Annotated in this window: 15 protein-coding genes; 11 read left to right on the forward strand and 4 right to left on the reverse strand. The window is 63.4% G+C overall.

From position 1 onward, the window contains the following. Positions 1-218: 218 nt before the first annotated feature. The 6 genes from P9230_RS08605 (at position 219) to P9230_RS08630 (ending at position 7,159) form a co-directional block, all read left to right on the forward strand. Positions 219-1,856 carry an ABC transporter substrate-binding protein gene (locus P9230_RS08605; protein ID WP_095777523.1) on the forward strand — a complete coding sequence of 546 codons (1,638 nt, stop codon included), beginning with the start codon at positions 219-221 and terminating at the stop codon, positions 1,854-1,856. 18 nt (positions 1,857-1,874) lie between these two features. Next, on the forward strand, positions 1,875-2,942 hold the full coding sequence (locus P9230_RS08610) for an ABC transporter permease (protein WP_095824243.1): 1,068 nt from the start codon (positions 1,875-1,877) through the stop codon (positions 2,940-2,942). Beyond that, positions 2,939-3,859 carry a nickel transporter permease gene (nikC, locus tag P9230_RS08615; protein WP_278118463.1) on the forward strand — a complete coding sequence of 307 codons (921 nt, stop codon included), beginning with the start codon at positions 2,939-2,941 and terminating at the stop codon, positions 3,857-3,859. Before P9230_RS08610 ends, nikC begins: the two co-directional genes overlap by 4 nt. A 24-nt stretch (positions 3,860-3,883) precedes the next feature. Further along, positions 3,884-4,744: an ABC transporter ATP-binding protein gene (locus tag P9230_RS08620; RefSeq protein WP_066996477.1), complete on the forward strand. Its 861-nt coding sequence runs from the start codon at positions 3,884-3,886 to the stop codon at positions 4,742-4,744. Continuing rightward, positions 4,741-5,487, forward strand: coding sequence for an ABC transporter ATP-binding protein (locus P9230_RS08625; protein WP_278118465.1), 747 nt, complete (start codon positions 4,741-4,743; stop codon positions 5,485-5,487). Before P9230_RS08620 ends, P9230_RS08625 begins: the two co-directional genes overlap by 4 nt. Before the next feature lie 394 nt (positions 5,488-5,881). Then, positions 5,882-7,159, forward strand: coding sequence for a 4-aminobutyrate--2-oxoglutarate transaminase (locus P9230_RS08630; RefSeq protein WP_278118467.1), 1,278 nt, complete (start codon positions 5,882-5,884; stop codon positions 7,157-7,159). A gap of 57 nt (positions 7,160-7,216) precedes the next feature. Here the strand turns inward: P9230_RS08630 and P9230_RS08635 are convergent, their stop codons facing one another. The 4 genes from P9230_RS08635 to P9230_RS08650 form a co-directional block, all read right to left on the reverse strand. Next, positions 7,217-7,546 carry a type II toxin-antitoxin system RelE/ParE family toxin gene (locus tag P9230_RS08635; protein ID WP_067324496.1) on the reverse strand — a complete coding sequence of 110 codons (330 nt, stop codon included), beginning with the start codon at positions 7,544-7,546 and terminating at the stop codon, positions 7,217-7,219. Then, the gene (locus P9230_RS08640) at positions 7,547-7,777 is read right to left on the reverse strand and encodes a type II toxin-antitoxin system ParD family antitoxin (protein ID WP_067324498.1); all 231 of its coding nucleotides are present in this window, start codon (positions 7,775-7,777) and stop codon (positions 7,547-7,549) included. A gap of 38 nt (positions 7,778-7,815) precedes the next feature. Beyond that, positions 7,816-9,069, reverse strand: a complete 1,254-nt coding sequence (locus P9230_RS08645) for an FAD-dependent oxidoreductase (protein WP_067324500.1) — start codon at positions 9,067-9,069, stop codon at positions 7,816-7,818. A 164-nt stretch (positions 9,070-9,233) separates the two neighbouring features. Continuing rightward, a complete protein-coding gene (locus P9230_RS08650) occupies positions 9,234-9,425 on the reverse strand; it encodes a hypothetical protein (RefSeq protein WP_127214990.1) in 192 nt (63 codons plus the stop codon). A gap of 72 nt (positions 9,426-9,497) precedes the next feature. Between P9230_RS08650 and P9230_RS08655 the strand changes: the two genes are divergently transcribed. From P9230_RS08655 to P9230_RS08675, 5 genes are all read left to right on the forward strand, one after another. After that, positions 9,498-10,814, forward strand: coding sequence for an imelysin family protein (locus tag P9230_RS08655; RefSeq protein ID WP_278118469.1), 1,317 nt, complete (start codon positions 9,498-9,500; stop codon positions 10,812-10,814). A 109-nt stretch (positions 10,815-10,923) separates the two neighbouring features. Next, entirely contained in the window at positions 10,924-11,235 is a 312-nt protein-coding gene (locus tag P9230_RS08660; protein WP_066996295.1) for a (2Fe-2S)-binding protein, read from the forward strand. Further along, a complete protein-coding gene (gene bfr, locus P9230_RS08665; RefSeq protein ID WP_067324504.1) occupies positions 11,201-11,686 on the forward strand; it encodes a bacterioferritin in 486 nt (161 codons plus the stop codon). Before P9230_RS08660 ends, bfr begins: the two co-directional genes overlap by 35 nt. Before the next feature lie 12 nt (positions 11,687-11,698). Next, entirely contained in the window at positions 11,699-13,300 is a 1,602-nt protein-coding gene (locus tag P9230_RS08670) for a di-heme oxidoredictase family protein (protein WP_127239959.1), read from the forward strand. Further along, the gene (locus P9230_RS08675) at positions 13,300-14,379 is read left to right on the forward strand and encodes an imelysin family protein (protein ID WP_278118471.1); all 1,080 of its coding nucleotides are present in this window, start codon (positions 13,300-13,302) and stop codon (positions 14,377-14,379) included. Before P9230_RS08670 ends, P9230_RS08675 begins: the two co-directional genes overlap by 1 nt. Positions 14,380-14,382: the final 3 nt, after the last annotated feature.

The following is a 14,382-nucleotide window of genomic DNA, read 5'->3' on the forward strand; positions in this document are numbered from 1 at the left end:
AGCCGGCGCCTGGGTCGACTCGCGGTGGCCCATTCTGGCCCAATAAGCTATCTCGCAAAATGCGCGTTGCGGGTTCGAACGCCGCCGAATAGGGTGTTGACCAACTGGACAAAAACCACGACGGTAAGGGTCGGTGGGCCGTCGATCGGTCCCAAGGAATTCTGCAACCCTGAGCCGGGAACTCAGGTCAACAATCAACAAAACAGGGAACGACTACCATGATGCTGGAAAGGTTTGCTCTTCGCTCTCGTGGCTTGCTCGCGGGTGTGGCGATGTCGGCGCTGCTCGCGGTGCCGGCCTTTGCGGTCACGCCTGCCGACACGTTGGTCGAAGGCTTCGCCTTCGACGATATCATCTCGATGGATCCGGGCGAAGCGTTCGAGCTGTCAACCGCTGAGGTTACCGGCAACACCTACGATCTCCTGGTTCGCCTCGACCTCAGCGACACCTCCAAAGTCAAGGGCGATCTCGCCGAGAGCTGGACTATTTCCGACGACGGCCTGACCTACACCTTCAAGCTTAAGCCCGGAATGAAGTTCGCCTCCGGCAATCCGATCACCGCCGCCGACGTCGCCTATTCCTTCGAGCGCGCGATCAAGCTGGACAAGAGCCCCGCCTTCATCATCAACCAGTTCGGCATCAGCGGCGACAACGTCACCGAAAAGGCCAAGGCGGTCGACGACACCACCTTCCAGTTCGTTGTCGACAAGGCTTATGCGCCGAGCTTCGTGCTCAACTGCTTGTCGGCTACCGTCGCCTCGGTCGTCGACAGCAAGCTGGTCAAGGAACATGTCGCCGCCGTCACGCCGAGCGCCGACTACAAATGGGACAACGACTTCGGCAATGCCTGGCTGAAGACCGGCTATGCCGGCTCCGGCCCTTACAAGCTGCGCGAATGGCGCGCCAATGAAGTCGTCGTTCTGGAACGCAACGACAACTACAACGGCGAGAAGGCCAAGCTCGCCCGCGTTATCTACCGCTTCATGAAGGAAAGCTCGGCGCAGCGTCTGGCGCTCGAGGCCGGCGATATCGACGTCGCCCGCAACCTCGAGCCGAACGATCTCGACGCCATCGCCAAGAATGGCGATCTCACCACCACCAGCGCGCCGAAGGGCACGGTCTATTACATCAGCCTCAACCAGAAGAACGCCAACCTCGCCAAGCCGGAGGTTCGGCAGGCCTTCAAGTACCTGGTCGACTATGATGCGCTGGGCTCGACCATCCTCAAGGGCATCGGCGAGATCCACCAGTCCTTCCTGCCCAAGGGCGACCTCGGCGCCATCGACGACAACCCGTTCAAGCTCGATGTCGCCAAGGCGAAGGAGCTGCTGGCCAAGGCCGGCCTGCCTAACGGCTTCAGCGTGACCATGGACGTACGCAGTAAACAGCCGGAGACAGGCATGGCGGAATCGATCCAGCAGACGCTGGGTCAGGCCGGCATCAAGCTGGAGATCATTCCCGGTGACGGCAAGCAGACGCTGACCAAATACCGCGCCCGCAACCACGACATCTATATCGGCCAGTGGGGCCAGGACTATTTCGACCCGAATTCCAATGCCCAGACCTTCGCCTCGAACCCGGACAATTCCGACGCCGCCAAGATCAAGACCCTGGCCTGGCGTAATGCCTGGGACATTCCGGACCTGACCAAGCAGACCGAGGCGGCGCTGCTGGAGAAGGATTCGGCTAAGCGCGCCGACATGTACAAGGATCTGCAGAAGAAGATCCTCGACACCAGCCCCTTCGTCGTCATCCACCAGCAGCTCGAAGTGGCGGGCCTGCGCAAGAACCTCAAGGGCTTCGCGCTCGGACCGAGCTTCGACACCAACTTCGTCGGTGCGGTCTCGAAGGAATAGCGTTCTCGGACGCGCCGCGTGAGCATAGTTGAAAACCAGGCGGTGGCCGGGCGCGGCAGCGCCCGTGCCGTCGCCATTCTATCCGCGCTCGGCAGTTTCCTGGTCATCGCGGTGACGACCTATCTCGGTCTTCTCGCTGTGACCTTCTTCATCGGCCGCGTCATTCCCATCGATCCGGTGCTGGCCGTGCTCGGCGACCGGGCCCCTACTGCCGTCGTCGAGCGCACGCGCCGCGAGATGGGCCTCGACCTGCCGCTGATCCAGCAGTTCTACATCTACGTCAAAAACGCGCTCAGCGGCGATTTCGGCACTTCGGTGTTGACCACCAATCCGGTGATGTCCGACATCCGCCGCGTCTTTCCGGCGACCATCGAGCTGGCGACGCTCGGCACGATCATCGGCGCCGTCATCGGCGTGCCGCTCGGCGTGCTCGCTGCTGTCCGTCGCGGCAGTTTCGTCGACCAGATCGTGCGCATCATCGGCCTTATCGGCTATTCCGTGCCGATCTTCTGGCTGGGGCTGCTCGGCCTCGTCCTGTTCTACGCCAAGCTGCAATGGGTCGCCTTTCCGGCGCGGCTCGACGTCGTCTACGAATACACTTTCACGCCGATCACCGGCTTCTACCTGCTCGATGCAGCCATGCAGGGACAGTGGGATGTCTTCTACGACGCCTACCGCCACATCATCCTGCCGGCCTCCCTGCTTGGCTATTTCGCGCTCGCCTATATCAGCCGCATGACGCGCTCCTTCATGTTGAACGAGATGGCGCAGGAATATATCGTCGCCGCCCGCGCCAAGGGCCTGTCGGAGACGCGCATCATCTGGGGCCACGCGCTGCGCAACGCCGCTGTGCCGATGGTGACGGTGATCGCGCTTTCCTATGCCAGCCTGCTCGAAGGCTCGGTGCTGACCGAGACCGTCTTCTCCTGGCCGGGCATCGGCCTCTACATCACCAATTCATTGCAGAACGCCGACATGAACGCGGTGCTCGGCGGCACCATCATCATCGGCTCGGTCTTCATCGCCATCAACCTTCTGTCGGACCTGCTCTATCGGCTCCTCGATCCACGGACGAAAGTCGAATGAGCGCCGAGACGATGCAAACCCGACGCGAATGGCTGCTCAGCGAGCGGCCGGCTTCGCGCATGCAGGCAAGGCTCGGCCGCGCCTATGTGGCCTGGCGGCGCTTCACAGCCAACCGGCTCGCGCTCGTCGGTTTGCTCATCATTCTCGCGTTGGTGGTGGTAGCCGCGCTTGCCGGCGTGCTGGCACCCTACTCGCCAACCGTGGGTGACCTGAAGAATGCCCGTCTGCTGGCGCCGAGCGCCGCGCATTGGTTCGGCACCGACGACCTCGGCCGCGATATCTACTCGCGCATCCTCTACGGCTCGCGCTGGACGCTCTATGTCGTCATCCTCGTCGCCATCATCGCCGCGCCCATCGGCCTGCTGGTCGGCACCGTCGCAGGCTATGCCGGCGGCTGGACCGATGCCATTTTGATGCGCATCACCGACATCTTCCTGGCTTTCCCGAAGCTGGTGCTGGCGCTGGCCTTCGTTGCGGCGCTCGGCCCCGGCATCGAGAACGCGGTGCTGGCGATCGCCATCACCTCCTGGCCGCCTTACGCGCGCATCGCGCGCGCCGAGACGCTGACGGTGCGCAATTCCGACTACATCAAGGCGGTGCAATTGATGGGTGCCTCGCCCTTCCGCATCGTGCTGCGCCACATCATGCCGCTCTGCATCTCCTCGCTGATCATCCGGGTGACGCTCGACATGGCGGGCATCATCCTCACCGCCGCCGGCCTCGGCTTCCTCGGCCTCGGCGCGCAGCCGCCGCTGCCCGAATGGGGCGCGATGATTGCGTCCGGCCGCCGCTTCATCCTCGACCAGTGGTGGGTGGCTGCCGCGCCAGGCGCTGCCATCCTCATCGTCAGCCTCGGCTTCAACCTGCTCGGTGACGGCCTGCGCGACGCGCTCGATCCCCGGAGTGGCGACCAATGAGTGGCGACCGATGAGCGGCAACCAATGAGCGGCAATTCCGATAGGCAAACGAAAGGCACGCTGCTCGAAGTCGACGATCTGCGCGTCACTTTCCCGACACGCACCGGAATCGTGCAGGCGGTTCGCGGCGTTTCCTTCTCGCTCGGCCGCGAGCGGCTGGGCATCGTCGGCGAGAGCGGCTCCGGCAAGTCGCAGACCGGCCGCGCCATCATGGGCCTGACCCCGCCGCAGGCCGAGGTGTCGGCGAAAAAGCTGCGCTTCGACGGCATCGATCTGCTCTCGGTGTCATCCAGCCGGCGCCGTGCGCTGCGGGGAAACCGCATCGCTATGATCCTGCAGGACCCGAAATACTCGCTCGATCCGGTGATGACCATCGGCCGCCAAATCGTCGAGACGCTGCGCACGCATGAGAAAGTTGGAAAGGCCGAAGCGCGCGAGCGCGCGCTGGAGATGCTGCGGGCGGTCCAGATTCGCGATCCGGCCCGTGTCTTCGACCTTCACCCGCATGAGGTCTCGGGCGGCATGGGCCAGCGCGCGATGATCGCCATGATGCTGATCGCCGGGCCGGAACTGATGATCGCCGACGAGCCGACCTCGGCGCTCGACGTCACCGTGCAGCTCGATGTGCTGAACATTCTCGATAGGCTGGTCGCCGAGCGCGGCATGGGGCTGATCTTCATCTCGCATGATCTGCGCCTGGTGTCCTCCTTCTGCGACCGCGTGGTCGTCATGTATGCCGGCAAGGTGGTCGAGCAGCTCAAGGCGTCCGAACTGCGCGAAGCCCAGCATCCCTATACGCGCGGCCTGCTCAACTGCATGCCGAGAATCGGCTTCGAGCGACACCCGCTGCCGGTGCTCGACCGCAAGCCGGAATGGGCGGCATGACGGCCGCCATCACCATCGAAGGGCTGGAGGTGATTTTCGATCGCTTCCGCGCGCTGAAGGGCGTTAACCTCGAAGTCAGGGAAGGCGAGTCCTACGGGCTGGTTGGCGAAAGCGGCTCCGGCAAGTCGACCCTGCTCAAGGCAATCACCGGCCTTGCGCCTGTCGCTGCCGGCACCATCGCTGTCAACGGCAAGACGCTTGGCAAGACCCGCGACAAGGCCTTTTACCGCGACGTGCAGATGGTCTTCCAAGATCCGTATGGGTCGCTGCATCCGCGCCAGACCGTCGACCGACTGCTGCAGGAACCGCTCGCCATTCACGCAATCCAGGATGGCGAGAAGCGCATCGAGCGCGCGCTGGACGAAGTCGGCCTCGGCAAGGGTTTCCGCTTCCGCTATGCGCACCAGCTCTCCGGCGGCCAGCGCCAGCGCGTGGCGATCGCCCGCGCGCTGATCCTCGAACCTTCGATCCTTTTGCTCGACGAGCCGACCTCGGCGCTCGATGCCTCTGTCCAGGCCGAGGTGCTGAACCTGCTCGAAGAGGTGCGGCGGCGGCGCAAGCTCACCTTTCTGATGGTCAGTCACGACCTCGCCATCATCACCCATATGTGCGAACGGCTGATGGTGATGCAGAACGGCGAAGCGGTGGAGACGCTGACCGCAAGCCAGCTGATCGGCCACCGCGTGAGCGAGGATTATACGCGCAACCTGCTTCGAGCGAGCGAGGGGTTTGTGAGGGTGTAGTTTTCTCTCGCAGGTTCGCGACGGGGTGCGACCTGGCTTTTAACTCTCCGCAGCAACGATCACGTCTGCTTTGGCGCCATCCCGCACCCGACATGCAGGGCGGAGCGGCAAGGACGGCAAGGCGGACGATGTCGCGTTCCTGCTCATGGTTCCCTCGGCCCGCGGGAGCCGCTCCCGGCAGCGGCACGTCGCGGCTGCAGCGAGGATAATCGATCGGCCGGAAAAGGAAACTGTTTCTGCCTGATGATCGGCCGGCTGGTCGAGACCGATTTCGGCCTTGCGGCAGGCCCAATCGACTGGGCCAATGTGCCGACTTGAGGAAAACCTGAAATAAGGTCAGAAGAGGCTTTGACGGCATCAAAACGGAGCGGGCGCCTGCCCGATGAGGTGTGAGATGAAGAATTCAGCCATTTCCGAACGCAAGAACCAGTCGATCTCGCGCGGCGTCGGCATGACCACGCAGATCTACGCCGATCGTGCCGAGAATTCGGAAATCTGGGACGTCGAGGGCCGCCGATACATCGACTTCTCGTCGGGCATTGCGGTGGTCAACACGGGTCACCGCCATCCGAAAGTTATCGAGGCGGTCAAGTCGCAACTCGACCGCTTCACCCACACTTGCCATCAGGTCGTTCCTTACGAGAGCTATGTGCGCCTCGCCGAGCGCCTGAACGGCATGCTGCCCGGCAAGTTCGACAAGAGGACCGTCTTCGTCACCACTGGCGCCGAGGCGGTCGAGAACGCCATCAAGATCGCGCGCAACGCCACCGGTCGCCAGGCGGTCATCGCCTTTTCCGGCGGCTTCCACGGCCGCACCTTCATGGGCATGGCGCTGACCGGCAAGGTCGTGCCTTACAAGGTTGGCTTCGGCGCCATGCCGGCCGATGTCTTCCATGCGCCGTTCCCGGTCGCGCTGCACGGCGTGTCGGTCGCGGATTCGCTTGCAGCGCTCGACAAGCTGTTCAAGGCCGATGTCGATCCGGCCAGGGTCGCGGCCATCATCGTCGAGCCGGTGCAGGGCGAGGGCGGCTTCTACGAGGCGCCGCGCGATTTCATGACGGCACTGCGCAAGACCTGCGACCAGCACGGCATCCTTCTTGTCGCCGACGAGGTGCAGACCGGCTTTGCCCGCACCGGCAAGATGTTCGCGATGGAGCACCATGACGTGGCGCCGGATCTCACCACCATGGCCAAGAGCCTCGCCGGCGGGTTCCCGCTGTCGGCCGTCACCGGCCGCGCCGAGATCATGGACGCGCCTGGACCGGGCGGGCTCGGCGGCACCTATGGCGGCAGCCCGATCGGCGTCGCCGCGGCGCATGCCGTGCTCGACGTCATCGAGGAAGAAAAGCTGTGCGAGCGCGCCAACGCGCTCGGCGCCAGGCTGAAGCAGCGGCTGGCGTCGATCCGCGAGGACGTGCCGGAGATCGTCGACATCCGCGGCCCGGGCTTCATGAACGCCGTCGAGTTCAATGATGTGAAGAAGGGCCTGCCCTCGGCGGAATTAGCCAATGCGGTGCGGCTGAAGGCGCTCGACAAGGGCCTCATCCTGCTCACCTGCGGCGTCTACGGCAACGTCATCCGCTTCCTGTCGCCAATCACCATCCAGGACGGCGTCATGACGGAGGCGCTGGATATATTGGAGACCTCGATCCGCGAGGCGCGCGCGGCCTAAGGGGCGGACGGTGCGAATGATTCTCCTGGCGGCCCAGGCCGGTGCGGCAACTCGCCGTCAGGAGTTCGGATTCTGTAACCAGGCTGGAATATCCATTTTGGCGTGCAGGACCCGCCACACATCGATATGATCGGCCTGTTCGACATAGAAAATCAGGTACGGATAGCGCTTCAATTGCACACTGCGCAGACCGGGTAGTCCAATCGCATAGCTATATCTCAGCGAGCCCGATGCAGGATGGTTGGCTATCACTTTGTAGGCAGTTTGAAGATCCTCGACATAGGCTAGCGCCACGTGCGAACCAGCTTCGCGTGCATAATAATCGACAGTGTCTTCGATATCCCGCAAGGCAAGGGCACGAGGAATAATTGCCTTTACGGCAACCAATTATTGGCCCAGCGCTCGCTTGCGCAGCGCCGCGAAATAGTCGTCACCGACAGGAGCGCCTGGCGCGGACGAAGCGCCTTCAAGAAGCAGACCGCGCAAACGCTGACGATCCTGATCGTGGCGAATCAATTCACGCACATATTCGCTGCTCGTGCCGTAGCCGCGCTCCGTCACCTGCTGATCGACAAAATGCTTCAAGCTGTCGGGCAGTGAGATATTCATCGTGCTCATTCAACCAATGTAAGGCTGATGGCAAAAATTGGCAATCTCTACGCGCTGGCCCTTGCCGGCTCGTCCTGGCTGAAGGCCGCAAGCGCCGCCTTCAGCGCATCCGGCCCGGCTGCCACGGTGTGAGGCGCGGGCGAGAAGCCGGCGCCGAGCATCTTGCGGCCGAGCATGTGGTCGGCCGGGCGGTTGACGGATTCGATGCCCAGCAGCCGGTTGCCGGCATAGTGGTAGATCGAGAACCTGTTCTCGGCCGGCTCGCCCAGCACGACATGGCTGTCGCCGCCTTGCGTCAGGCCGACCATCTGCAACTTCATGTCGCCGATATCCGACCAGAACCAAGGCACGGCCGCGAAGGGTTCGGCATGGCCGACGATGGTGCGCGCGGCAAGCCGCGCCTGGTCGGTGGCGTTCTGCACCGATTCCAGCCGCACGTCGCCGCCGGTGAACCAGTGCCGGTAGGAGGCGGCATCGCCGACGGCGAGGATTTCCGGGATCGAGCTCTGCATATGCTGGTCGACGCGGATGCCGTTGGCGATCGCGATGCCGGCGGCTTCGGCCAGCTCGACATTGGGCACCACGCCGATGCCGATGATCACCAGTTGCGCCGGCAGGCGCTCGCCGCTTGACGTGATCGCGGCCGAAACGCGGCCGCCTTCGCCTTCCAGACGGGCAACCGTGGTGCCGGTGAGCAGGCGCACGCCCATCGCCTCCAGGCGCTGGCGCACATGCGCCGCGATTGCCGGCGCCACGGCGCGGCCGAGAAGCCTGTCGAGCGCCTCGACGACGGTGACCCTGCGGCCGGCGGCCCTCAGCGTCGCTGCGATTTCGAGGCCGATGAAGCCGCCGCCGAGGATGACGACCTCTTCGCTCTGCGCGCTCAACTCGCGGATCAGCCGCGCATCGGCCAGCGAGCGCAGCGACACCACGCCGGCGAGCTCCGCGCCATCGAGCTTGAGGAGGCGCGGCCGCGAGCCGGTGGCCAGCACCAGCCGGTCGAAGGCAATTGTGCCGCCGCCGGAAACGTCCAGCCTGCGCTCGCCACCATCGATCCTGTCGATCCAAACGCCCGGCCGGTAGTCGATGGCATTGCCGGAATAGAAGGCCTCGCCGCGCAAAGGCTGCGGCTTGGCGTCGGCATCCTTGATGAAGGTCTTGGACAGCGGCGGCTTGTGATAGGGCGGCTCGTTCTCGTCGCCGATCAGGATGACCGGCCCGTCATAGCCTTCCTCACGCAGGCTAGCGGCCGCCTGCACGCCCGCATGACCCGCACCGACAATGACCACCCCGTTCTTCATCGCAGCCCTTTTTGCCTTCAAATCTAGGATCTTCCGCCAAGTGGCGATTGTCTGCCGCCGCCGCAAGAGCCGTGGTCCGGGTCGCACCCAGGATGGCCGCCTGTCAATCCGGATGTCCGCCGCATGCGCCGCCTTAAAGTTGATAATTCCAGTTTAGAATAATTCTAAACTGTTGTTTCAATTGAATTTTCTCTGTACCGCCAGTTGACTTCCAGCCGCTCCGCCGCTTTATGGAGGGCTGCGCCGCTGGCGCATTCCTTTGATGTCTGGGCCTTGAACCCTTTCGATTGGAGGCATTTCGGTGTCTTTTGCTGATTGGCCGCGCCATTGCGCGGCAACTTTGCCTTTCCGGTCATTCGTGCTTGCGCTGGCGCCGCGCGCCGGCGGCCGCATGCCTATGTCATTGAATTTTTGAGGAGATGGGATTGATGAAAGCGATAATCACGCCGCGAACTATTGCGCTACGTTGGGGCACCAGGCTTGCCGCGATCGGCGCCACCGCGGCGCTGACGGCGGCCGTGTTCGTGCTGCCGGCGAAGGCCGAAACCGATGCGAAGGCGGTGATCAAGACCTATGCCGACATCGCGCTCGCCAAATACGAGGATTCGCTGATCACGGCTGAGGCGCTCGACAAGGCCGTCGACGCGCTTCTCGCCAAGCCCTCGGCAGAGACGCTCAACGCTGCCCGCGATGCCTGGAAGGCGGCGCGCGTGCCTTACCAGCAGACCGAGGTCTACCGCTTCGGCAACAAGATCGTCGACGACTGGGAAGGCAAGGTGAATTCCTGGCCGCTGGACGAAGGCCTGATCGACTATGTCGCCAAGAGCTACGGCACCGAGTCGGACGAGAACTCGCTCTATACGGCGAACGTCATTGCGAGCAAGGAGATCGAGATCAACGGCAAGAAGGTCGACGCCTCGAAGCTGACGCCGGAATTCCTCTCGGGCACGCTGCAGGAAGCCGGCGGCGTCGAGGCCAATGTCGCGACCGGCTATCACGCCATCGAATTCCTGCTTTGGGGCCAGGACCTGCACGGGACCGGTCCAGGCGCCGGCGAGCGCCCGTACACCGACTACGATCTCAAGAACTGCACTGGCGGCAATTGCGACCGCCGCGCGGAATATCTGAAGTCGGCAAGCGACCTTCTGGTCACCGACCTGCAGGAGATGGTCAACAACTGGAAGGAAGACGGCGCCGCCCGCAAGACCCTCGTCGATGGCGAGCCGAATGCCGGCATCTCCACCATCCTCACCGGCATGGGCTCGCTCTCCTATGGCGAGCTGGCCGGCGAGCGCATGAAGCTCGGCCTTTTGCTGCACGACCCGGAGGAGGAGCAGGACTGCTTCTCCGACAACACCTACAACTCGCATCTCTATGATGCGATCGGCATCCGCGCCGCCTATCACGCCAACTATACGCGCCTCGACGGCACCGTGGTTTCCGGCCCGTCGGTGTCGGACATGGTGAAGGTGGCCGATTCTGCGATCGACAAGGAACTGTCGGACAAGCTCGATACTTCGGTCGCCAAGATGGAAGCGATCAAGGCGCGGGCGCTGGCCGGCGAGGCCTATGACCAGCAGATCGCCGAAGGCAATGCGGAAGGCAACGCCACTGTGCAGGCGGCGATCGACGCGCTGATCGACCAGACCAAGTCGATCGAACGCGCGGTCGGCTCGCTCAAGCTCAATGCCATCGCCTTCGAGGGCTCCGACAGCCTTGATGCTCCGGACAAGGTGTTCAAGTAGCACCCGAGCATGATCCCAAAAAGTGGAAGCCGGTTTTTGGACAAGATCATGCTCAATTGAGAAACAAGCCAAACGGCGCCGGAACAGCGCCGCTAGCCAGAGCAAGTGAATGCTGATCTGCCATTGCAACATCATCACCGAGAAGGAGATCGAGCAGACGATCATCGGTCTGCTGGATGAAGATCCCTGGCAGCTTATCGTGCCGGCCAAGGTCTATCATGCCATGCGCAAGCGCGGCCGCTGTTGCGGCTGCTTTCCAAATGTGGTGGAAACGATCATTCGGGTCACCGAGAACTACCACGCCCGTTCAGAGGGGAGCGGCGCGGATATCGTTTCACACCTGGACCGCGTCAGAGGACTGCGCGGCCAATTCGGGAGCAGAACCCATGAAAGGCGAACCGCAGGTCATCGAGCGGCTTAACGAAGCCCTGTTTCTGGAGCTTGGTGCCGTCAATCAGTACTGGGTCCATTATCGTCTGCTCGAAGACTGGGGCTACACCAAGCTGGCAAAGAAGGAGCGGGCGGAATCGATCGAAGAAATGCATCACGCCGACCGGCTGGTTGCCCGCATCATCTTCCTCGAAGGCCATCCGAACCTGCAGTCGGTCGCGCCGTTGCGTATCGGCCAGAATGTGAAGGAAGTGCTCGAATCCGATCTCGCCGGCGAATATGACGCGCGCACCTCCTACAAGCGCTCGCGCGAGATTTGCCAGGATGCGGGCGACTACGTGTCGATGAAACTGTTCGAGGATCTGCTGACGGACGAGGAAGGCCACATCGACTTCCTGGAGAGTCAGCTCGACCTGCTCGCCTCGATCGGCGAGGAAAAGTACGGCCAGCTCAACGCCGACTCGGCCAACGAGGCGGAGTAAGGACATGCGGGAATGCGGCGCCCGATAGATTTTTCGCGCCGCTCATGGCGGGCCGAGATAGCCGGCCTGCTGCTCCCGAGGAACCCGCGATACCGGATCTGGCGCGGTGCCACGCTCCTGCTGGCAATCACGCTTTCTGCTCCCGCCATGGCGGGCGAGCCGGCGGGTCTGCCGACGAGCCGCACAGATCTGACGCCGGAGGATCAGGCGCGGGTGTTGGCGGTCACCAAGCCTACGACCGACTTTACAAAGCCCGAACCGTTCGAGCTGATGCAGGGCGGCGCCGGCACGTCGAGGAAGGACGTCAACCGCGACGCCTTCTCGCAGCCTTCCGCCAACATCACCTTTGAGGAGGAAGGGACCTTCAAGCTCGGCAATGCGCTGTTTCGCAAGAACTGGGTGTCGTCGCCGTCATCGACCCAAGCGTCCGACGGGCTCGGGCCGCTGTTCAACGAACGCGCATGCCAGAACTGCCATCTGAAGGATGGTCGCGGCCGTCCGCCGGGAAGCGGCACAGGCTCGACCTCGATGTTCTTGCGGCTGGCGCGCGATGCAAGCAATGCCGAGGAGAGAGCCGAACTTGCCGACCACAAGCTGCCGAATTTCCCCGATCCTGTCTATGGCTCGCAATTGCAGGATCTGGCCGTTCCCGGCCTCAAGGGTGAAGGCCACATGCGCATCGACTATTCGGAAGAGAAGGTCACGCTGGGCGACGGTGCCGTCGTTTTGCTGCGCAAGCCCCGCTACTCGGTCGAGAATCTGGGCTATGGCCCGCTCGACCCGCGCACGACGTTGTCGCCGCGCCTGACGCCGCCAATGATCGGGCTCGGACTGATCGAGGAGATCGCCCCGGCCGACATCCTTGCCCTTGCCGATCCGCATGACCGCGACAGCGACGGCATCTCCGGCCGGCCGAACATAGTTCGCGAGGAGTTGAGCGGCGCGATAACTTTGGGCCGCTTCGGCTGGAAAGCGCAGGCCGCATCGATCCGGCAGCAGGCCGCCGATGCCTTTGCCGGCGATATCGGCATCTCGACGCCTGAAGTGCCGAAGCATTGGGGCGATTGCACCGAGGCTGAGAAGGCGTGCCTTACCCTGCCGAATGGCGTCCAAGAGCGCCTGGGCGCGGCGGAAGCGCCGCCCCCGGTCATGGACCTCGTCACCTTCTATTCGCAGAACCTCGCTGTGCCGGCGCGGCGCGACCTCGACAAGCCGGAGGTTCTTTCCGGCAAGAAGCAGTTCTACGAGATGGGCTGCATTTCCTGCCACACGCCGAAATTCGTCACCATGCGCGGCACGCCCAACAAGGCGCAAGCCTTCCAACTGATCTGGCCCTATTCCGATTTCCTGCTGCACGACATGGGCGAGGGTCTCGCCGACGGGCAGCGCGTGGGGGAAGCGAGCGGCAGCGCATGGCGCACGCCGCCGCTCTGGGGCATCGGCCTGACCGCCACGGTCAATGGCAACAGCTTCTATCTGCATGACGGCCGCGCGCGGACGCTCGAAGAGGCGATCCTGTGGCATGGCGGCGAGGGCCAGAAGGCGCGCGACCGCTTTGCCGGCGCAGCTGCGGCCGACCGCGATGCGCTGATCAAATTCCTGGAGTCGCTCTGATGTTTAACCGACGTGCCGCCGCGCTTGCCCTTCCTTTCTTGCTGGCCGCGGCCTTGCCGACCCAGGCCGCGGTCAAAGCTTCCGATCTTATCGGCCGCGCGATCGACGGCTTCGTCCGCCCGGTCTACGCCAGCCTCGACGATCATGCCGGGACCCTGACCCAGGCGATGCGCCAGCTCTGCAATGCGCCGTCCCAGCAAAATCTCGACGCGGCGCGTACCGAGTTTTCCGCCACAGTCGAAGCCTGGTCGGTGGCCGAGATCATCGCCTTCGGGCCCATCAAGGAAAACAACCGGCTGGAGCGCATGCTGTACTGGCCGGACCGCAAGAGCATCGGATTGAGGCAGGTGCAGTCGACCCTCGTTGCCAAGGATCCATCCGCCGACGATCCGGCGCAACTCGCGCGAAAGAGCGTTGCCATGCAGGGCCTCGGTGCGTTGGAATATGTGCTATTCGGCGATGGTGCCGAAACGCTTGCCAGTAAGGACGATCCCTATCGCTGCGCCTACGGGGCGGCGGTGGCCAGCAACATCCAGGCGATCGCCGGCGAGGTCCGCGAAGCATGGAGCAAGCCCGATGGTTTTGCCTCGCTCTGGGCCAATCCGGGGCCGAAGAACCCGCTCTATCGTGATGGCACCGAAGCGGTCACGGAACTGGTCGGCGTTTTTATCAATGAGCTGGAAATGATCCGCGACGTGCGGCTCAAGGGTTTTCTTGGCGCGAAGCCCGATGCTGACAAGCCGAAGCAGGCGATCTACTGGCGCTCGCAGAACACGCTGAATTCGCTGGCCGGAAATCTGTCCGGCATCGACAAGCTGTTTCAGGCCTCGAAGCTTGGCGATGCGCTGCCCGCCGATGCGCGGTGGATGGCCGAATCCATCCACATCCAGCTGACCAACGGCGTGGCGACGGCGAAGTCTGTTAGCGGCCCGATCGACAAGGCGCTCGCCGATCCGGCGCTACGCGACAAGCTCGAGCATCTCGCGCTGATCACCTCCAGCCTCTCGACCCTGATCGGCACCAGGATGACCGCCGAGTTTGGCCTGACCGCCGGCTTTTCGTCGCTGGATGGTGATTGACGC

The sequence above is a fragment of the Mesorhizobium sp. WSM4887 genome, from assembly GCF_029625865.1.
Lineage (GTDB): Bacteria > Pseudomonadota > Alphaproteobacteria > Rhizobiales > Rhizobiaceae > Mesorhizobium.